This is a genomic window from Bradyrhizobium sp. WSM4872 (genome assembly GCF_055811715.1).
Genome location: NZ_JBVVPT010000003.1, coordinates 117,709 through 137,718, shown reverse-complemented (window position 1 = coordinate 137,718; position 20,010 = coordinate 117,709). Strand labels below are relative to the sequence as shown.

The window sequence follows — 20,010 nt, the reverse complement described above, 5'->3', positions numbered from 1 at the left end:
ACGCGCTCTCGCGCTCCCTCCGTCGCCATGAACGACGGAGGGAGAGAGGAAAAGTGCCGATGCTCTCCTTCCTGTTCCGCCGCCTGCTGCAGACCATTCCGACCGTGCTCGCCGTGGTGGCTCTGGTGTTCGTGCTGTTCAGCGTCGTTCCCGGCAGCATCGTCTCGTCCATGAGCGACGATGCCGATCCGCAGGTCGAGCTGCGCATGAAGAAGCAGCTCGGCCTCGACGATCCCGTCTATGTCCGCTTCGGCGTCTACATCGCCAAGCTTGCGACCGGTGATTTCGGAACCTCGTTCCGGACGCGCGAGCCTGTGACGTTCATGATCGCCAAGCGGATATGGCCGACGCTCCAGCTCATCTTCGCGGCCATGGCGTTTTCTGTCGTGATCGGTGTTCCCCTGGGTTTCATCGCCGCGCTGAAGCCGGGGGGCATCGTCGACACGCTGGCCATGGTCGTGGCGGTGTCTGGACTTTCGATCGCCAAATTTTGGCTCGGATTGGTGCTGATGTACTTGTTTGCGTTGAAGCTCGGCTGGCTGCCGAGTTTCGGCTATGGCGATGGCGGACTGAAATATTTGATCCTGCCTGCCGTGACGCTTGGCGTCTCGCCGATGGCGCTGTTCGCCCGGACGACGCGCGCCGCGGTCCTCGAGATCATGACCGCGGATTTCGTCCGCACCGCGCGCTCCAAGGGCATGAGCGAGACCCGGGTCGTGAAGTGGCATGTGATGCGCAACGCGCTTGTCATCATTCTCACCACCGTCGGCCTGCAGTTCGGCGCGCTGATGGGGCAGGCGGTCGTGGTCGAGAAACTGTATTCCTGGCCGGGCATCGGCTCGCTGCTGGTCGACAGTGTCCTGCAGCGCGACATTCCGGCCGTCCAGGGCTCCATTCTTGTCGTGGTGCTGTCCTTTCTCGCGATCAATCTGCTGATCGACGTGCTCTACGGCGTGATCGATCCCAGGATCAGATACGCATGAAGCTCCGCGCCAATCTCGTCATCGGTGGCGCGCTGTTCGCGCTCGCGATCCTGGTCGGCCTGCTCGCGCCCTGGCTGGCGCATACCGATCCTGTCCTGGACGCCAATCTGCTCAACGCGGAAGAGCCGCCGAGCTGGACCTGGTGGTTCGGGACCGACGACCAGGGCCGCGACATCTATTCCCGCGTCGTCTATGGCGCGCGCGTTTCGCTGACGGTCGGCATCGTCTCGCAGCTCATCAACAGCGTCATCGGCGTAGCGCTGGGCCTGAGCGCCGGCTATTGGGGCGGCTGGTGGGACGATGTCGTCAACGGCCTGACCAATCTCATGCTCGCGATCCCCTCGCTGATCTTCGCGCTGGCCATCATGGCGGTTCTGGGACCCGGCCTGACCAGCCTTCTGATCGCACTCGGCTTGACCAACTGGTCCTTCACGTGCCGGATCGCGCGGGCCTCGGCGCTGTCGCTGAGGAGCCAGGGCTACGTGCAGGCCGCGACCGTGCTCGGCTACGGCGATCTGCGCATCATGATCACCCAGCTGCTGCCGAACATGCTGGGGCCGATCGTCGTCATCGGCACGCTCGGCATGGGCAGCGCGGTGCTGTCCGAAGCCGCCTTGTCGTTCCTCGGCCTCGGCGTCCGCCCGCCGTTTCCGAGCTGGGGCAGCATGCTGTCGGATGCCCGCGACCAGATCACGACGGCGCCGTGGCTCTCGGTGTTTCCCGGCCTTGCGATCTTCCTGACGGTGCTCGGCCTCAATCTGCTCGGCGACGGCCTGCGCGACATTCTCGATCCCCAATCGCGGAGCCGCCGCACATGACCGGCGCGCCGCTGATCGAGGTCGAGAATCTCAGCATCGATCTCGACGATGGATCGCGGCGCGTCGCGGCGGCCGAGGGCATTTCATTCCGCATCGATCGCGGCGAGACGTTCGGCCTGGTCGGTGAATCCGGCTGCGGCAAGAGCATCACGGCGCTCGCCTTGATCGGCCTGTTGCGGCAGCCGTTGTCGATCGGCGGCGGCGCCATCCGGTTTGAGGGGCGGGAGATCCAGCACCTTTCGGCCGCCCGGCAACGCGATCTGCGCGGCAATCGCATCGCCATGATCTTCCAGGAGCCGATGACGGCGCTGAACCCGGTCTCGCCGGTGGGCCGGCAGATCGCCGAGATGTTCGTGCTGCACAAGGGCAAGAGCTGGCGGGAAGCCGACAGACTGGCGGTCGAGGCGCTGGCGAGCGTCCGCGTTCCCGCGCCGGAGCGGCGCGTGAAGGACTACCCGCACCAGCTCTCAGGCGGCATGCGCCAGCGCGTGATGATCGCCATCGCGCTCGCCTGCGGTCCGGATCTCCTGATCGCCGACGAGCCGACCACTGCGCTCGACGTCACCGTGCAAGCCGAAATCATCGAGTTGATGCGGAATTTATGCGCCGAGCGAGGAACCGCCATCCTGATGATCAGCCACGATCTCGGGCTGGTCGCCAATGTCTGTCGCCGCGTGGCCGTGATGTATGCCGGCCGCATCGTCGAGGAGCGAGGCTCGGCCGATATTTTCCGGGCACCCTCGCACCCCTATACGCGAGGCCTGGTCGCCTCGTTGCCGCGGCTCGGCAGTCGCGCAGCCCTTGGCCGCACCCGGCTGACGGAGATCGCGGGCGTCGTGCCGGCCATCACGAATTTCCCCGACGGCTGCCGGTTCAATCCACGTTGCGCGCAGGCGACCGATATTTGCCGGACCACCGCGCCGGGAGCGGATGTGCTGGAGGCCGGCGGCCTGGTCAGGTGTCACCACCATGCATGAGCCGCAAGACAGGGTGGGTGAGACACGGCCGAACGACGATGTCATTCTCAGCGTTGAGGATCTCGCGGTCCATTTTCCGCTCGGAGGTGGCCTGCTGGGGCGCGGCCGTCGGCTGCTCCGTGCCGTCGACGGCGTCGATCTCACCCTGAAGCGCGGCGAATGCCTCGGCCTCGTCGGCGAGTCCGGCTCCGGCAAGTCCACGGTCGCATTGTCGATCCTTGGCCTCTTGACGCCGACGCGCGGCCGCATCGTGCTGGACGGACAGGTCGTGACGAACCGGCCATCCGGGGATCGGAAGGCGCTGGCCCGCATCGTGCAGATCGTGTTTCAGGATCCCTACGCCTCGCTCAATCCGCGCCAGACCGTTCGCCGCACGCTGGAGGATCCCCTGCGTGTGCATGGCGTCACGGCCAGGAGCGAGATCGAGGACCGCGTCGCGAAGATGCTGCGGCATGTGGGCCTGCGGCCGGAGCAGGCCGACCGCTACCCCCATGAATTCTCGGGCGGCCAGCGCCAGCGCATCGGCATTGCCCGTGCGCTGATCCTCAACCCGAAGATCGTCATCTGCGACGAACCCGTCTCGGCGCTCGATGTCTCGATCCGCGCCCAGATCATTAACCTGCTGCTGGAATTGAAGGAAACCCTCGGTCTCTCCTACATCATGATCAGCCACGATCTCGGCGTCGTCGAACACATGAGCGACAAGGTCGCCGTGATGTATCTCGGCCGCATCGTCGAGAACGGCCACTGGCGCGAGATTTTCGAGCGGCCCGCGCACCCCTACACGCAAGCCCTGATCGCCGCCATCCCCGATCCCTTGCGTCACGCACCGCTGGCGACGACAGGCGGCGACCTTCCCAACCCGCTCAATCCGCCGAACGGATGCGCCTTCAGCCCGCGATGCCGCCACGCGGAAGCTGTGTGTCGGAGCGAGCCGGGGCCGGTGCTCGAAACGCGTCCAGATGGGCACGCGGTGAGGTGTTGGCGAAGCGAGGAGATTCGTGGAGAGAGCGTCGCTCTATCACCGTCACCCTGAGTGGCCGCTTCGAAGCTCCGGATGAGGTGCATTCGCGTTGCTCGCGTCGTCCCTTAGCGATCACGACTTCGCGGTTGCGCCGGAAGGATCGTCTTCGCTGGCCCCAACGAGTAGATGGCGCTGGTGGCCGTATGAGTGTTGTTGCCCAATTTGCGTGAACGAATTCTTGGACCCACTCCGGCCAGATGTGTTCGTCAGTGAGCGGTCGGCCGTCACAGAAGATGCACCGCCTGGGCGGTCGGGCTGCGCGTCTTGTCATCGGAAATCAATGCTGCCTTGCGGTTGAAAGGCCGAAGTCCAGCACGTTTCCCTGATGCACGTCCACTCCCTTCAGGAAAGGGTTGCGCCAATCAACTCTCTTTTTGCGTCGGTACGAGGTTGACGACCCGGGACATAAGTTGGCCGGGGGGGATAAGGCGCCCAATATCCTTTAGCGCGAAAAAGGCGTCGTTGTCTTCATCAGGAACGAACTCGGGCTCGGGAATGACTATCACTGCATTCGGGGAAACCCAGTTGCTATGAAGGGCCAAGTCCTTCTGAATGATGTCGATGATCATAGGATTGCTCATCCAAGTCCCCGTCACGGCCCATAGGAAAGTCTTTCTATTCATCATACGTTCGCGCAGGGGCGTGAGATAAGCGTCCAAGGGCATTCTCGCCATGGCGATAATATTCCAATACTTCTCTGAAACAATCTTCTCGCGAATGATGCGGCCCTCGCGGCCGTAATAGACTGTTCTGGCCTCCTTGTGCACTTCCGTCCAAGTGCCGTGTAGCCATTGGTTCCGCAACTCGGTCATGTTAATCATTTCCTCCCGGGAGAATTGACAGACCATGTCGTTGACGAGCGCGATATGAGCAGAAAACACAGGCAAATAGTGCAAGACAGATCGCGAGCTCAGCTTCTGCGCTTCCTTCTCCAATCCGTTGAGCCGTACCTTGAATTCCCAAGATGCATCGAGCATTCCGTTGATCAGCAGCACGAACAGTTTGTTTCTAAGTTCGGGCTGAGTCTCGAAGTCCTGGTGCCATAGGGGCAGCGACCACGTGTTGATCACGCTCGAGACTGCCAACCCAATGCTCATAGCTCTCGATGCAAGGTCTTGCTCCTTGGTTTTCGGCATGTGGATTGTCCTCTCATCAGACCATAGCCCGTCTGCATACCGCCCAAATTAAGCGCCGCGCACTCCCAGTGCTGCCTTCAGGTGAAGCTACGTCTTGTGCCACGAACCACGGCACGGCAAGAACTGTCGAAGACCGGTTGTTTTGTCGACGCGGGAGCTCAAGTAAAAGCAGAATTCGGACCGATACGTAGCCCAAGGCCACCAGCCGCTCCTGTAAGCAGCGCATCCGTGTAAGAAGTAAAGGCGCTTGCCGGCTATGATTGTCGGCTCGGCATTCCACGGTCGCTGCACGAAGACGGGCTGGGACTTCCCCTTTGCGATAAATGGAAACCCGCTTTGTGGTTTGACGGCTTGGCAGGCATCTATTGCTGATCCTCGATAGGGGCCAGTCTCGAGCTGCTGTGCGGCCTCCTGATCAGTGAAGGGAAATGTGATGCCACCAGAGATGTTGTCAGAGTAGACGTCCTTGGCGTCCGCATCGCCAGTATTTTCTAGCGTTACGGTGACCTTGATCGGCTGATTGACCTCAAGCGGGCCATCCAAGGCCGCGGATGTCGCCGATAGGTCTCCATGCTGGTAATTGAGCCAAAGTCCGAGGGCGCTCAACAAGAACGGCAACAGAAACTGCGTCAAGGTCGCCCATCGTGGTAGGGATTGAGTGGCGGCCCAGAAGCGGCCGACGTTTGAAAGCCAGGGAGCTATTCGCTTCTTCATCGGTTGTGAAGTCGGGGCTGCCAGTGGCGATTGCGCTGTTTGAGCGCTTTTAGGTTTGGCGCGCGGGCCTTTGCTTTTCCCCATAGTCTGAATTCAACCACGGCGGGCGAACGAGAGTCTAGCTGCCCTCGTCAATCCAACCACTTTCTCAGGAGGTGCTGCCACTGACGCCACGCCCGCTATGATGAGATCGTGCCCCTGTTTCGCCCGACCCATCAAACCGCGGCCCCGGCAAGGCAATGGATTGCCGGTCAGGCCTATCGTCTGACACCGACCAGACGAGGGCGGCGATTCGCTGCTGAGTTCTCGGCCGGCAGAGCGCGCAGCCAATCACGAAAACTGACGACCTCCGAGCAATCCGCGGTGCCTTCAGGCGCAACCAGCCAATCACCCAAACCCGATCCCTCATCGATCCGGTCGCAGCGATAGCCTGGATGGTGGCCGAGGCCGCGGGCGATCAGCAGGTTGACCTTGCCCTCGACCAATTCGTGCAGGCCCGCCGGATGCAGCACCCGCAGGCCGATCTCCGCATGCGTGCTGCGAAACGCCGCCAATGCGAGGCGGCGGAGGTCGAAGCTGCCATGGACCCCCAATTGCAGCAGCACCGCACCTGCCGGTCTCAATTGCGAGGTCGCCTCCGCAATGTGGCGAAACCCTTCGGAGACCCCGGGCAGATAGGCCTGACCGGCCGCGGTGAGGATGAGCTGCTTGTGCAATCGCTCGAACAGCTGCACGCCGAGGCGCGCCTCCAGTGCCTTCACCTGCTGCCCCACGGCGGCCGGCGTCACGTGCAGCTCGTGCGCGGCGAGCTTGAAGCTGAGATGCCGCGCGGCGGCTTCGAACGCGCGGAGCGCGTTGAGTGGGGGAAGGGCGTAGGTCATCGCGCCCATTTTGACACTGATGGGCCATGGCCTTGCAATAGATTTTCTTGCGCTGAGCTGCAGCAATGATGCTTTGCGAAGCTGTGATGGCGCCGGATACGGTCGAACCCGCAATCCGGAGAAACTCCATGCCGCCAGCTCACATCGTCAGCCACAATCCCGCAACGGTCCATCCGCCCGCCGGCGGCTACTGCATGGGACTTGAACTGACGCAGCATCGCCGTCTGTTGTTCATCAGCGGCCAGGTGCCCCAGAGATCCGACGGCACCGTGCCCGAAGGTTTTGAGGCGCAATGCGAGCAGGCCTGGCGCAATTTGATCGAGGTGCTCGCCGCCGCCGGCCTTGGCGTCGCGCATCTGGTCAAGGTCACCACGTTCCTGACCGACCGCAATCAACTCGTGACCAACCGCTCCATTCGTCGCGCGATGCTGGGCGAACACCAGCCCGCGCTGACGGTCGTGATCGTCGAGACCGTCGACAGCCAATGGCTGCTGGAGATCGAGGCGATCGCCGCGGAGTAAAACCGGCCGACATTGCAACGAGCCAATCATATCAGGTGTCCCATGGCTGAGATCATCCATCCGTTCTACGAAGCGCATCGCGGCGCCATGGAGGCTGCCATGCGCGAGCGGCTCGACCTGGCCGAACCGATGTTGCGCGAGCGCGCGCAGCTTTCCGCGATCGACGGGATCAGGCGGGAGGTGATGGACGAATTCGAGATCGTGCTCACCCAGATGCCCTATGTCGGCGGCGCGGCAAGCCGCATGAGCGATTTCTTCATGCGCCTCATGGGTTTCATGGCCATCAGCCGGGTGCTGCGGCGCCACGGCGTGCCGGTGCCTGTGATCGGCGAGATCGAGCAGGAAACCTACAAGGCGCAATTGCTGACCGTATCGGTAGCGGAACGTCTCGCCTCAGGTCGTCAGTTCATGTCGCCGGAGAACCAGGCCTTGCTACGCGAGCAAGCGGCAAGAAGCGCGACCGAAAGCCATCAGACCGAGTTTCCGGACGATTTCGTCTATGATTTCGTCGAACCCGGACCAGGCGACAGTTTTGAATTCGGTATCAACTACAAGGCTTGCGGCTTCTGCAAACTCGCGGCGCGTTATGGTGACAAGGAGATCCTGCCGAATATTTGCGGGCTCGATTTCGTCGCCTACGCAGCGCGAGGCATCCGCCTGGAGAGGACACAGACGCTCGCGGGCGGTGCCAGCCATTGTAATTTCCGGTTCTCGCGGCTTGGGTCGGATGAGAAAGCGGCGAGTTAGACCGCGGTCCTCATGCTCTGCGATGAAGGTTAGGCTCGATTGCCCCTGCTGTCACCTCGTCATTGCGAGCGCAGCGAAGCAATCCAGAATCGTTCCGCGGCGGCAGTCTGGATTGCTTCGCTGCGCTCGCAATGACGGAGGTTGGGGCGCTGTCTGGAGTCCATCCGCGCACACCGCCATGATGACATCCTGCTCCTGTTTTGCCCGACGAGTCAAACGCCGCCACGGTCGCAGCCTCGAAATTTCGGCTTTTTGTAAGTCGTTGAATTCCCTCACAGTCTCTACTGTGCATGGGGTTGTTTTCGCACTTTTTGTTTTGAGGGCTGTCTACTCCACCGCCTTTTCCCTCAGCCGCTGCGCATAGACGTTGATGACCAGCGCCGCCAGCAGGATCAGGCCGCGGATCAGGATCTTCAGGAAGCTGTCGATGTTGACGTGGTCGAGGCCGTTATTGAGAACGCCGAGAACGAAGAGACCGACGATGGTGTTGCCGATACCGCCGCGGCCGCCGAACAGGCTGGTGCCGCCGACCACGACGGCGGCAATGGAGTCGAGCAAATAGGTGTCGAACTCGTTCTGCTGCGCGCTGCCGAAATGGGCGACGCCGAGCATGCCGCCGATACCGGAGCACACCGCCGAAATCACCATGACGGCGCCGAGGATGAGCTTGACGTTGAGGCCGGAATATTCGGCCGCCTCGCGGTTGCCGCCGACCATGTAGACGTAGCGGCCGAAGCGCGTGTAGGTCAGCACCAGATGCCCCAAGAGCAGCATGATCGCGGCGACGATGACGATCCAGGGAATGCCGCCGATCGATCCGGAGCCGAGCGTGGTGATCACGCCGGGGACCTTGTAGGCGATCTGGCCGCGCACCAGCAGCGCCGAGATGCCGGCCGCGATCTGCATCATCGCCAAGGTCATGATGAAGGAGGGGATGCCGATCACGGTCAGCCCCAACGCATTGACGAGGCCGAGAAACGCGCAGAGCAGAATGGCCAGCAGGATCGCCGCGGCGCCGGGCAGGGGAATGTTGGGAATGTTGACGTAGGATTCCTGGAGCGTGAAGTAGGCGACCGCGATGCCGGTGACGTTGGCGATGCTGGCGATCGAGAGGTCGATCTCCGCGCAGAGGATCACGAAGGTGAGGCCGACGGCGATGATTCCTGTGACCGACACCTGGGTCAGGATGTTGCCGAGATTGTCCAGCGTCGCGAAGGATGGGCTGGCCAGCGCGAAGAAGCCGGACAGGAAGATCAGCGTCAGGAACGGCGCAATGTTGCGCATCTGCGAGCGCAGGAACGGCGCGAGCCCTCGCGCCCGCTGCCCCGCCGCCAAAGCCGTGTCACTGCTCGCCATGGTGCTTCTCCGTCACGCCGCTTCCAGCAGGCGGTCCTTGCTGACCGGCTCGTTCGTGAATTCACGCACCAATGCGCCGCGCTTGAGCACGAGGATGCGATCGGCCAGCGACAGCACCGTTTCCGGCTCGGTCGACAGCACGATAATCGCGAGCCCTTTGGCGCGGAGATCGCGGACGATGTTGATGACGTCGTTCTTGGCGCCGACATCCATGCCGCGGGTGGGCTCGCACAGCACCAGGAGTTTGGGCGGATAGGTCAGCCATTTCGCCAGCGCGACTTTCTGCTGATTGCCGCCGGAGAGCATGCCGAGATCGAGCCCGACCACCGGCGGTCTGATCTGGAGCTGCTCGACCTGGCGCTGGGCAATGTCGCGCTCCTGCGCCGGCTTGAGCAGCAGCGCCGAGATGCGATCGAGAATGCTGATCGAGATGTTCTTGTAGACCGGCTCCTGGTGAAACAGCATGTCGCGCCGGCTCTCCGGCACCAGCGCCACGCCGGCGCGCCGCGCCGCTGCCGTGCTGGCGAAGGTCTTGGGCTTGCCTTCGACCGCAAGCGTGCCGCCGTCCGGCTTCAGCTTGCCGAACAGGATGCGGGATAATTCCTGCTGGCCGCAGCCCATGAAGCCGTAGATGCCGAGCACTTCGCCGGCGCGGGCCTCGAAGGAGATGTCCTTCAGGCTGCGCGCCAGCGACAACTGGTCGACCTTGAGGACCACCGAGCTATCGCTCGGTTGGGGCAGCATCAGATCGTCGCTGTAGCTGTGCTCGAGCGCTTCGCCGGCGCGGCCGATCATGGCCTCGATCAGCGCGCCCTTGCTGGTCGCAGCACTTGCCGTTTCCGCGACCTTCCGTCCGTTGCGGAACACGGTCACCGTGTCGGAGACGCGCAAGATGTCCTCGATGAAATGCGAGATGAAAACGATCGCCGTGCCTTCCTCGCGCAGGCGCCGCAGCGTTGCGAACAGTCGCTCGACCTCGGGTGGGGAGAGGGCGGAGGTCGGCTCGTCCAGGATGACGATGCGCGCGCCGGAGAACAGCACGCGCGCGATCTCGATCAGCTGCTGGAGTCCGATCGGGAGATCGCCCAGCCTGCTCATCGGATCGACGTCGATGCCGAAGCGGGCGAGCTGCTCGCCGGCCTCGCGCGCCATCCGCCGCCATTGCACCAAGCCGAGCCGGTTGGTCGGCTGGTTGCCCAGAAACACGTTCTCCGCCACCGTGAGGTCGGGCGCGACCGAGAGCTCCTGGTGCACCATGGCGATGCCGGCGCTGTGCGCGTCGCGGGCGGAGCGGAAATGCATCTCCTGTCCGTCGATCAGGAAGCGGCCGGAGAATTCGGTGTGCACGCCGGCGATGATCTTCATCAGCGTGCTTTTTCCCGCGCCGTTCTCGCCGACGAGACCGTGGATCTCGCTCGCGTGGAGCGCGAAGTCGACACCACGAAGCGCCTCGACGCCGCCGAAGCTCTTCGTGATGCCCTGCAGTTCCAGGATGGGCGAACGATCCTCTCGCATGGAATTTCAGATCTTGGAGGCTCAGATCAGGAAGTGATCCTGCATCCACTGCATGCCTGCGGCGTTGGCCTTGGTGACGACCGGTCCGTCGGTGACGACGTTCTTGGGGATGCCCTGTCCGCTCTTTTCGCCCCCGACCACGGCGGAAACGCCCGCGATGACGGCGCCGCCGTGGATGCGGCAGGACGGATTGCGGACGGTCGCGAACATGCGGCCTTCGCTGACCGCCTGGATCGCCGGCGGCATCGCGTCCACGCCGCCGATCAGGATGTTGGTGCGGCCCCGCGCCTTCATGATATTGGCGGCGGCGAGCGCCATGTCGTCATTGTGGAAGAACGCCGCGTCGATCTGCGGATACTTCGTCAGGTAGGTTTCCCAGAGACGCGCAGTCTTCGACACATCCCAGTCGGCCGGCTGGGTGTCGAGCACTTCGATCCCGGGGAATTGCTTCACGACATTGTTGAAGCCCTTGGCGCGGCCCTGCGCGCCGGTGTGGCCGAGGGCTCCTTGCGTCATGATGATCTTGCCCTTGCCGCCCATGGCGTTGCACAGCGCCTGCGTCACCGAGGCGCCCATGAACTCGTTGTCGGGGGCGAGAAAGGAGTGGACGTTGATCTGGTCCAGCGGCGCAATCAGCGTGTCCATGTCGATCACGGGCGTGCCGGCGTCGATCATCTTCTGCACCGGCTGGGTGAGGGTGCCGATGCCGAAAGCCTGGATCGCGACGAAGTCCCATTTTTGCGAAGCCATGTTGTCGATCGCCGCGCGCTGCTTCACCGCATCGAGCTGGCCGTCGAACCAGGTGACCTCGACGTTGAACAGCTTGCCCCAGAATTCCGCGGCCTGCTTGCCCTGCGCGCACCAGGTCGCCTGGAGGCCTGCGTTGGAGAACGCCGCCTTGAGCGGCTTCTCGCTGCGTCCGACTTCGGCTGCAAGGGCGGGGTTAATGCCCATGCTGCCGAGGATGGCAGTCGCCGCGCCGGCGGTTGCTGCCGCCTGAAGAAGATCGCGCCTCGTCGTCGAGAAATCTTTCGTCCCGGACATCGCTCGCTCCCATACAATTTTATCTCGGCGCGTCATTGATTGCGCGACCGATGTCCGAAAGTGTCTCACAAGAGTTGGTGCCACTCAATCCGCAATCAACGGCGGGTCGCCGCGAGCCCGTGTTGGTGCAGCGCAAAGCGTCAGGCCGGGACACCCGCGAACGCGTCGATCTCGATGAGCAGTCGGTCCCACGCCTGCGCGATGTCCGGCGACCAATCATCGCGGAGAAGATCGCGCAGCGTATCCCGGATGACGGCGAAGAAGGCGGTGAACAGCTCGCGCGGCGTGCCGTAGCCATCGTGCGACACGACCTCGCACGCGATCAGCCGGAATTGCCCACGGCGATCACCGGCGAAGTCGAGAATCGCCTCGATCGTGAGTGCGAGCATCGATCCCATCACGAGCTCGCTGCCTTGCGTGCGGAACATCGCCCGCGTTTCGGGATGCTGTTCGAACAGCCGCTGATAGACCTGTGGGGTGAGATCGGTGCAGCGCGAGGCTGCAAGTTCAAAGCTCTGTTCGATCGGATTGGGAGAAGCATTCATCGGTGCTTTAGCCCCGCAGACAAAAAAAGAGCGGGGCCCTAGCCCCGCTCAAAAATTGTGTCGACCCTATTATCCCCGATTCTAAGATTTGATCTTGATTGGCGGGGCGACGCTGCATTTTGCGCGTCAGGGGCTCCTCCCGAGACTTGGACCACCAGACTTCGACCTCGCGGCCAGCCTGAGCAAGGGGATGCTAGATCAACTTTTCTCACTTGTCATCATTTTCGGCAACGAATGTTCAAAATTCGAGCATTTGACGAAATGATCGGGTGGCCGGCCGTGTAAGCATATGACAAATATAAGAAATCTGTGGACGGGGCAGGGCTCGACTGCCTCAAATGCCGGAGGTTCCCTGCTGGTGGCGTCCGGACCACAGTTTTTCGGGGAATTTGCGCTGCATTAAAAAGGCGGCGGAACCGGGCTCGACTCGGCCATCTGTGCGGTGTTTAGTTAGTAGACGAACGAATGGTTCGGCGGATGCGCGCACGGCTGCAAAAATTCCTACCTCTGGTCCTGCTCGCCCTGGCGATGCAGGTGCTGGCGCCGATTGCCGCCTGTCTGGCGGCCGGCCAGGCCGTGGCCGATCCGCTTTCCGCCGCCGTCATCTGTCACAGCGCAGGCGAGCAAGGCGGCCTGAACGATCCGGCGGGTACGCCGGTCGCACATGCCGGTGCATGCGCCCTCTGTTGCTTGGCGCAATTGGGCGCGTCGCTCGATTCGCCGTCGCACGCCGCGCTTTCCGTTCCCTTCCGCCACGCCGAGTGCGTGGTATGGCACGCCGTGGAGGCATCCGCCGGCGCGACCCATAAAGGCACAAACGCCCAGGCGCGCGCGCCGCCTCAATTTTCCTGACGACTCTCATGATCGCCGCGGTCCGCCGCAGGCGATTGATGCTGTCGAATGGCCGGAGAGAAAGCCCGGCGTCAGGAATGCCCCATGTTATGTTGTCATGCCCGCCGTGGCGCGAGCGTCGTCGCCGTTCAGGCCGCGCTGCTTGCATCGTCGAGCGGAGCCTTTGCCCAAAGCGGCAATACCGAGCTTCCCGCGGTGACTGTCGTGGCCCCGCAGGCTGCCCGTCCCAAACCAATAAGCCGACCGTCGAAACCGCGCTCCGCATCGGTGGGCCGTGCGGCAAGGCCCGTGACGCCAAGCGCAAGCGTCAGCGTATCCACCCAAAACAGGGCCGTGACGGCCAGCGCTGCCCGCGATGGCGTCAATCAGGCGCCGGCCGGTCAGACCGCGACGACCATCGATCGGAGCCAGTTCGACAACCGCCCGTCGTTTTCGGTCAGCGACGTCCTGCGGGATAGTCCGGGTATTTCGATCAAACAGGGGAACGGTCCCCGCGATTTCGGCATCTCGATCCGCGGATCCAACGCCCGGAACGGTTTTGGCATCCGCAATCTCGTGATCTTCGACGACGGTTTTCCGGTGACGCAACCGGATGGCCTGTCGCGCAGCGATCTGATCGATCCGCATGCCTATGGGGCAATCGACGTGGTCCGCGGTCCCTCGTCGGCTCTCTATGGAAACTACGCGACCGGCGGCGCGCTAAATTTCCGAACCCGGCCCGGTGGCACGATCGACGGCGTCGAGTATGGCGTCGACGGCGGCAGCTACGGCTATCTTAACAACTACCTGGCGGCCGGAAAGAAGGTCGGTAATTTCGAGGGATCGCTGTTCGCAAGCGACACGCGGGGCGACGGCTACATCGGCAATAGCTGGTTCAATACGCAGACTGTCAACTTCCTCGGCACGCTCAAGGCCACGCCGGACGACCGCTTTACGGTCAAGATCATCAACAATGACCTGAGTGCGCGGTTGCCGCTCCGGCAGTCGCTGAACCAATTCTACACCAATCCCTACCAGCAGGGGTGTACGAGCGGTACGGCGGCGGCCGCCGGATGTCCCACCGTGTCTCTCTTCAAGAACGGCTTCAACGGCGGCAAGGACAACGAGACAGCGACGCAAGCCGGTCTCGGGCGAAACGATCGACGAACCATTGTCGGAGCACGATGGGACCACGACTTCGACAATACGACCACGTGGCGAAACCAGTTCGTTTTCGACGACAGGAACATCAGCCAGCCGACCGGCGCGACCAGCGCCATCGGCGATTTCCCCTCCTACAACTACATGAGCGACATTACGAAGCGTGGCGAAATCTTCGGCGTGGAGTCCACCACATTGGTCGGCGCCTGGTACAATACACTCGTGGCGTCAAGCGATACGCGTAACGTCATGCCAGGCGGAAACGCCACACTGGGACTGATCTCGGCCAACACCTTCAGCGATACATCCAACTACGGAATACGGGCGAGGGAGGAACTGAAGCTCACTCCTGATTTGACGGCGATAGCCGGAATCGGTTGGGAAACTACAATTCTGAGAGGCGTCAATACCCTCTATAAATACAACACCTTCAATGTTCCGGTAGCGACGATACCGGTGCCTACCGCCGCCGATCGCAAGATCGAGAACACGGCTCCTGAGTTGGCGCTGCTCTACAGGCTCGATCCAGAATGGCAGTTTCGCGGACGTGTGGCGACCGGATACGGAACGCCGCAGGTCTCGAATCTGTTCGTTCTTCCGAACGGTGATTTTGGCAACAACACGCAGCTCCAGACGCAAACCAATGTCGGATACGATCTGGGCTTCGACTGGACGCCGAGCAGTGCGGTCAAACTGAGCGCGACGGCCTTTTACGAGTTTTTTCGAAATGAATTGGTGAGTCAGGCCGTCAGTAACCCGAGCGCGAGCAACGCGACTTACATGTTCAACGCACCGCGATCCGAGCATCGGGGCGTCGAACTTGCTGCCGATTGGAAGTTCCATCCGGGCTGGCGGTTCATGGCGGCGTATACCTATCTCGACGAGGTCTACACCGAGTATGTGGAGAACATCACCAATGTCGCAGTGTTCAGCTTCAACCGGGCAGGCAACAAGATCCCCGGAATCTCGCCGAACGAGCTGACGGCCAGGATCGGCTACGACGAATTCGCGGGGTCGCTGGCGGGGCTCGGGGGTTTTGTCGAAGTCCAGTGGAAGGACTCCTTTTACATGGACAATGCAAATCTGCTGAAAGCGCCGGGCTATGAGCTGATCAACGTGAACGTCCACTACAAGACGGACCTGGTGTCAGACACCTTCAGATCCCTCAACCTGTTTCTCGAAGTCAGGAACGTATTTGATCGCACTTATGTTGCGTCGGCAAACAACATCACCAATACGGTGACCACAGCCGGACTTCCAAATCTTGCCAGCGTGCTGGCGAACACGACGGGATCGATTTACGCGGGCTCGCCGCGCACGTTCGTCGCGGGTATGAAGGTGGCGTTCAAATGATGCGGGCTCTCAAAGGGAGTGCGGCTGTGGTCCGAACTGGCTTGTTGGCGATACTCGCCCTCGCCTTTTTGCAAGGCGCGGCACTTGGACAGATGCACGCTCAGCATGCGTCGGAGGCCGCTTGTGACGAGCCGACGCTGCGTTGCGCGACCAAGACGACGCCTGCATTCGGTCCGGATGGAACGCTGTGGCTCGTCTGGATGGCGGGCGGGCAGGTTTCAGTTGCGAGTTCGCAGGATGCAGGGCGGAGTTTTTCGCCTCCCACCCAAGTCACGACAAAGCGGCCCAACCTTGATTGGGGGCCGGATGCCCGGCCGAAGATCGTGGTCGATCGAAATGGGGGCATCGCGCTGGCGTTCTCGATCTTCAGGGATGAAGCTTTCAACGGCCAGGTGCTCTACACCCGCTCGTCAGACGGCGGAAAGCACTTTGCGGAGCTGAAGCCCATCACCGCAAACAACGAGAGCCAGCGTTTTGAGGCGCTCGCGCTCGATCAGGATGGAACGGTGTTTGCGGCCTGGCTCGATAAGCGCAATCGTGTTCCTGCAAAGGAGGCGGGGCGAAAATACGAGGGGGCAGGGTTGTTCTTTGCCTCGTCGCGCGATGGGGGCGCCACTTTCGCGGATGCTGGTCTCGCGCGTGACAACACCTGCGAATGTTGCCGATTGGGGCTGACATTCGCAGCGGCAGGCCGGCCGGCCGTGATCTTCAGAAACATCTTCGAGGGCGGCGTGCGCGATCACGCAGTCATGACCTTTGCCGACATCTCGACACCAGGCGAGATCCATCGCGTCAGCAACGACGACTGGCAGATCAACGCCTGTCCGCATCACGGGCCGAGCCTCACGGTTGCGCCGAACGGGACCTATCACGTTGCCTGGTACACGAACGGAAAGGTGCGGAAAGGACTGTTCTACGCCCACTCGCGCGACGAAGGCCGCACCTTTTCCACGCCGATGGCGCTGGGGCAGCCGGGGCGCAACCCGACGCGCCCGTTCTTGCTCGCAGGCCCGGCGGGAACCCTGATGGTCTGGAAAGAGTTCGATGGTGAGAAGACCTCGGTCCAGATGACGATCTCCCGCGACGATGGCGAGACGTGGTCGCTGCCGAAGACGATATCGAGCACGACCGATACATCCGATCATCCCTTGCTCGTTTCCAATGGCCGACAGACCTACCTGTCATGGATGACGAAGGCGGACGGCTATCGTTTCAGGGCAATCGAGGACCAACCATGAAACGTCGGTTTGTGGGCCTTCTGGGCCTCGGTATCTTAATCGCATCAGCGTCAGCGCTAGGAGCGGCGCCGGCCCTTAAGCCCTTCGAGCGGGGCACGTGGCAAAGCGTGCTGAGGGGGCATGCGGGTCGCCCGACGCTCGTGCATTTTTGGGGCGTAACCTGCGGGCCCTGCAAGGTCGAGCTGCCGCTGCTCGGGCAATTTGCGAAGGATCATCCCGGGATCGACGTCGTCACGATCAGCGCGGATCTCGTGCCGAACCTGCCGGCGGCGACGCAATCGATGCTCGATAAAGCGGGGCTGTCGACGACCGAAAACTTCATCTTCAACGACGGTTTTGTCGAGCGTTTGAGGTTCGAGATCGACCCCGGCTGGCAGGGCGACATTCCCCGGACAATGCTCATATCGCGCGATGGAGTCATCACGACGATTGAAGGCTCGGCCGAGCTAGCCGACTTCGAAAAATGGTCTGCGCAACAACTCACCAACCACTGAAAGTCAATCTGCAAACGGGAAGACCGATATGAAGACGATGTTGAAAGATGTGTTGATCGCAGCGTTCGCTCTCGCGCTCTGCACGGCACCAGCGGCGGCCGACGACGTCAAGGCCGGCGATCTCGTCATCTCGCAGGCGTGGAGCCGGGCGACACCGGGCGGCGCCAAGGTCGCCGGCGGCTATCTGACCATCGAGAACAAGGGCACAGTGGCCGACAAGCTGGTCGGCGTTTCCGCCGACATCGCGGGGAAGGCCGAGGTTCACGAGATGGCGATGGAGAACGGCGTGATGAAGATGCGCCTGCTCGACAAGGGTCTCGTGATCGATCCCGGAAAGACAGTGAAGTTCGCCCCCGGCGGCTACCACCTGATGCTGCAAGAGCTGAAGGGCCCCTTCAAGCAGGGCGACAAGGTGCCGGTGACGCTTCAGTTCGAGAAGGCGGGCAAGGTCGCCGTCTCCCTCGATGTCCAGGGCGTCGGCGCGCAGGCGCCCGGCGACAGTGGGCACATGATGAAGAAAATGCCTGATCATTCGGGAATGAAGATGTGATGAAACAGATCAACCCTTCCATGACAATGCATCGAATCCTTGCGAGTCTGATCGCCGCGCTCGCAGCGTCGCCCGCGGCGGCGCATATCACGCTAGAGACCAAACAGGCGGCGGTCGGCTCCTACTACAAGGCCGTCTTCGCCGTGCCGCACGGTTGCAAGGGCTCGCCCACGGTGAAGATCCGGGTGCAGATTCCGGAAGGCGTGATCGCTGTGAAGCCGATGCCGAAGGCGGGCTGGACCGTCGATATCGTCGACGGCAAATACGCCAACGAGTACGACTATCACGGCAACAAGCTTTCCTCCGGCGTCAAGGAGGTGGCCTGGTCCGGCGGCAAGCTGCCGGACCACAATTACGATGAGTTCGTCGTCAGCAGCTTCCTCACCACGAGCCTGAAGCCGAACACGACGCTGTATTTCCCTGTCGTCCAGGAATGCGAGACGGGCGTCAGCCGCTGGATCGAGATCCCCGCGGAGGGGGCGAAGCATTCGCACGAGGGCAGTTCTCCGGCGCCTGGCCTGCAACTCCTGCCAAAGCCCTGATGCGCCTGCTCGCCGCGTTCGCGACGCTGCTCCTCTTTGTCGGTTTCGCGACCGGCGCCTCGGGGCACGCGGCGCTGGTCGCGGTCGAGCCGGCGAGCGGCAGCATGCTCGCGAGCGCGCCGAAGGCCGTGGAGCTGCACTTCAACGAGGCGGTCACGCCGGGCGCCATCCAATTGATCGACGGGGCGGGCAGGGCGCGGGATGATGTGCGCGTCGACGCATCGGGCGAGACCATCTCGGTCGCGATGCCGGCGGACCTGCCGCAGGGCACGGCCGTCGTCAGCTATCGCGTGATCTCGCAGGATGGCCATCCCGTCGCGGGATCGGTGATCTTCTCGATCGGCATGCCGACGGGGACGCAACCTCCCGCAACCGCCGATGCCGGATTGAACGTACTGATCTGGCTGGCGCGGGTCGGTCTCTACCTTGGCCTCTTCGTCGGCGTCGGCGGCGTGTTCTTTGCGCGCTGGGTTGCGTGGTCGATGACCGGCATAACCGTGCCGTGCGTGGCGCTCGCTATCGGCGTCCCGAGCGCGGTGGTGTCCCTTGGTGTGTTGGGGCTGGATCTCCTCGGGCTACCGCTATCGGGTCTCGCGACGATAGCTCCCTGGAAAGTTGCATCCGGGACGAGCGCGGGCCCAGCCTTGCTCGTGGCCATCGTCGCGATGCTGTTCGCGTTGCTGGCGCTAGGCAACGCGTGGTGCGCGCGCGCTCTGGCGATCATTGCCTTCGTCGGAGTCGGCTTGTCGCTGGCCATGACCGGGCACGCCGCTACGGCATCGCCTGAACTATTGACCCGGCCGGCAATCTTTCTCCATGGTCTCGGTGTCGCGTTCTGGATTGGTGCCCTCGCGCCGCTGGGCGCCCTGTTGTCGAAGCGGGCTGCCGCGGCATTGCCTGTCGTGAACCGCTTTTCTCGCATCGCCGCGCCGATCGTTGGCGTTCTCGCATTGACCGGCCTCGCGCTCGCCTTCGTCCAGCTTGAAAAGCCGTCTGCGCTGGTCGAGACCCGCTACGGACTGATCCTCTCGATCAAGCTTGCGCTGGTCCTCATGCTGCTGGCGCTTGCCGCGCTCAACCGCTTTCGCCTGACCCCGGCGCTGGCGGGGGATCACAAGACCGCGCAGAGCCTGAAGCGCTCGATTGTGCTCGAATGCGTCATCGCGCTCGGCATCTTCGGCGTCATGGCCGGCTGGCGCTTCACGCCGCCGCCGCGAACCATCGTTCCGGAGACGCCGCTGGCGATCCACATCCACACCGACCGGGCAATGTTCCAGGTCCTGGTCTCGCCGGGTAAGGTGGGTATCGACGATTTCGTGCTGCAGCTCATGACCGGCGAGGGGGCGGTGCTCGAGGCCAAGGAGGTGACGCTGACGCTGAGCCTGCCCGAACGCGGCATTGAGCCGATGGAGCGGAACGCCTTGCTGGGGCCGGACAGCTATTGGCACGTGCGCAAGGTCGAGCTGCCCTTTGCCGGCCGCTGGCATGTGCGGATCGACGCTCTGGTGAGCGATTTCGAGAAGATCACGCTGGAGGACGAGCTCGAGGTGTCGGCGCCCTGAACCCGGCTCTTCGGCACC

At 62.7% G+C, this 20,010-nt stretch carries 20 protein-coding genes; 13 read left to right on the top strand and 7 right to left on the bottom strand.

Annotated elements, in window-relative coordinates:
- Positions 1-59 precede the first annotated feature (59 nt).
- From AC0L3C_RS06305 to AC0L3C_RS06290, 4 genes are read left to right on the top strand one after another with little or no spacing between them, the layout of a single operon-like run.
- Positions 60-983 (top strand): ABC transporter permease, encoded by a 924-nt coding sequence (locus tag AC0L3C_RS06305; RefSeq protein ID WP_007610960.1) that lies wholly within the window; start codon positions 60-62, stop codon positions 981-983.
- Complete coding sequence (locus AC0L3C_RS06300; RefSeq protein WP_027518234.1) at positions 980-1,801, top strand: ABC transporter permease; 822 nt, start codon at positions 980-982, stop codon at positions 1,799-1,801. Before AC0L3C_RS06305 ends, AC0L3C_RS06300 begins: the two co-directional genes overlap by 4 nt.
- Complete coding sequence (locus AC0L3C_RS06295; RefSeq protein ID WP_473407457.1) at positions 1,798-2,778, top strand: ABC transporter ATP-binding protein; 981 nt, start codon at positions 1,798-1,800, stop codon at positions 2,776-2,778. Before AC0L3C_RS06300 ends, AC0L3C_RS06295 begins: the two co-directional genes overlap by 4 nt.
- Complete coding sequence (locus tag AC0L3C_RS06290; protein WP_473407456.1) at positions 2,771-3,814, top strand: ABC transporter ATP-binding protein; 1,044 nt, start codon at positions 2,771-2,773, stop codon at positions 3,812-3,814. Before AC0L3C_RS06295 ends, AC0L3C_RS06290 begins: the two co-directional genes overlap by 8 nt.
- A 350-nt stretch (positions 3,815-4,164) precedes the next feature.
- Here AC0L3C_RS06290 and AC0L3C_RS06285 read toward each other — a convergent pair whose 3' ends face one another.
- From AC0L3C_RS06285 to AC0L3C_RS06275, 3 genes are all read right to left on the bottom strand, one after another.
- Entirely contained in the window at positions 4,165-4,938 is a 774-nt protein-coding gene (locus AC0L3C_RS06285) for a hypothetical protein (RefSeq protein WP_473407455.1), read from the bottom strand.
- A gap of 87 nt (positions 4,939-5,025) precedes the next feature.
- Entirely contained in the window at positions 5,026-5,571 is a 546-nt protein-coding gene (locus tag AC0L3C_RS06280) for a hypothetical protein (protein WP_473407454.1), read from the bottom strand.
- A gap of 338 nt (positions 5,572-5,909) precedes the next feature.
- Positions 5,910-6,533 carry a LysR family transcriptional regulator gene (locus AC0L3C_RS06275; protein ID WP_473407551.1) on the bottom strand — a complete coding sequence of 208 codons (624 nt, stop codon included), beginning with the start codon at positions 6,531-6,533 and terminating at the stop codon, positions 5,910-5,912.
- Between the two features lie 128 nt (positions 6,534-6,661).
- On the opposite strand from AC0L3C_RS06275, the gene AC0L3C_RS06270 reads away from it, so the two are divergent.
- Complete coding sequence (locus AC0L3C_RS06270) at positions 6,662-7,054, top strand: RidA family protein (RefSeq protein ID WP_473407453.1); 393 nt, start codon at positions 6,662-6,664, stop codon at positions 7,052-7,054.
- Between the two features lie 42 nt (positions 7,055-7,096).
- Positions 7,097-7,801 (top strand): L-2-amino-thiazoline-4-carboxylic acid hydrolase, encoded by a 705-nt coding sequence (locus tag AC0L3C_RS06265; protein WP_473407452.1) that lies wholly within the window; start codon positions 7,097-7,099, stop codon positions 7,799-7,801.
- A gap of 327 nt (positions 7,802-8,128) precedes the next feature.
- On the opposite strand, the gene AC0L3C_RS06260 is transcribed toward AC0L3C_RS06265, so the two are convergent.
- The 4 genes from AC0L3C_RS06260 to AC0L3C_RS06245 all read right to left on the bottom strand — a co-directional run bounded on the left by AC0L3C_RS06260 (position 8,129) and on the right by AC0L3C_RS06245 (position 12,261).
- Positions 8,129-9,157: an ABC transporter permease gene (locus AC0L3C_RS06260; protein ID WP_247819375.1), complete on the bottom strand. Its 1,029-nt coding sequence runs from the start codon at positions 9,155-9,157 to the stop codon at positions 8,129-8,131.
- 12 nt (positions 9,158-9,169) lie between these two features.
- Positions 9,170-10,672, bottom strand: a complete 1,503-nt coding sequence (locus tag AC0L3C_RS06255) for a sugar ABC transporter ATP-binding protein (RefSeq protein ID WP_473407451.1) — start codon at positions 10,670-10,672, stop codon at positions 9,170-9,172.
- Positions 10,673-10,693: 21 nt separating this feature from the next.
- On the bottom strand, positions 10,694-11,716 hold the full coding sequence (locus tag AC0L3C_RS06250) for a sugar ABC transporter substrate-binding protein (RefSeq protein WP_199198585.1): 1,023 nt from the start codon (positions 11,714-11,716) through the stop codon (positions 10,694-10,696).
- A 140-nt stretch (positions 11,717-11,856) separates the two neighbouring features.
- Positions 11,857-12,261, bottom strand: coding sequence for a globin (locus AC0L3C_RS06245; protein WP_473407450.1), 405 nt, complete (start codon positions 12,259-12,261; stop codon positions 11,857-11,859).
- A 477-nt stretch (positions 12,262-12,738) separates the two neighbouring features.
- On the opposite strand from AC0L3C_RS06245, the gene AC0L3C_RS06240 reads away from it, so the two are divergent.
- The 7 genes from AC0L3C_RS06240 to AC0L3C_RS06210 all read left to right on the top strand — a co-directional run bounded on the left by AC0L3C_RS06240 (position 12,739) and on the right by AC0L3C_RS06210 (position 19,992).
- The gene (locus AC0L3C_RS06240; RefSeq protein ID WP_473407449.1) at positions 12,739-13,113 is read left to right on the top strand and encodes a DUF2946 family protein; all 375 of its coding nucleotides are present in this window, start codon (positions 12,739-12,741) and stop codon (positions 13,111-13,113) included.
- 84 nt (positions 13,114-13,197) lie between these two features.
- Positions 13,198-15,606 (top strand): TonB-dependent receptor family protein, encoded by a 2,409-nt coding sequence (locus tag AC0L3C_RS06235; protein ID WP_473407550.1) that lies wholly within the window; start codon positions 13,198-13,200, stop codon positions 15,604-15,606.
- A 26-nt stretch (positions 15,607-15,632) separates the two neighbouring features.
- Complete coding sequence (locus tag AC0L3C_RS06230) at positions 15,633-16,844, top strand: sialidase family protein (protein ID WP_473407448.1); 1,212 nt, start codon at positions 15,633-15,635, stop codon at positions 16,842-16,844.
- Positions 16,841-17,338, top strand: a complete 498-nt coding sequence (locus tag AC0L3C_RS06225; RefSeq protein WP_473259924.1) for a TlpA disulfide reductase family protein — start codon at positions 16,841-16,843, stop codon at positions 17,336-17,338. Before AC0L3C_RS06230 ends, AC0L3C_RS06225 begins: the two co-directional genes overlap by 4 nt.
- A gap of 28 nt (positions 17,339-17,366) precedes the next feature.
- A complete protein-coding gene (locus AC0L3C_RS06220; RefSeq protein WP_473259927.1) occupies positions 17,367-17,888 on the top strand; it encodes a copper chaperone PCu(A)C in 522 nt (173 codons plus the stop codon).
- 26 nt (positions 17,889-17,914) lie between these two features.
- On the top strand, positions 17,915-18,430 hold the full coding sequence (locus tag AC0L3C_RS06215; protein WP_473407549.1) for a YcnI family copper-binding membrane protein: 516 nt from the start codon (positions 17,915-17,917) through the stop codon (positions 18,428-18,430).
- Positions 18,430-19,992: a copper resistance CopC/CopD family protein gene (locus tag AC0L3C_RS06210; RefSeq protein ID WP_473407447.1), complete on the top strand. Its 1,563-nt coding sequence runs from the start codon at positions 18,430-18,432 to the stop codon at positions 19,990-19,992. Before AC0L3C_RS06215 ends, AC0L3C_RS06210 begins: the two co-directional genes overlap by 1 nt.
- Positions 19,993-20,010 lie beyond the last annotated feature (18 nt).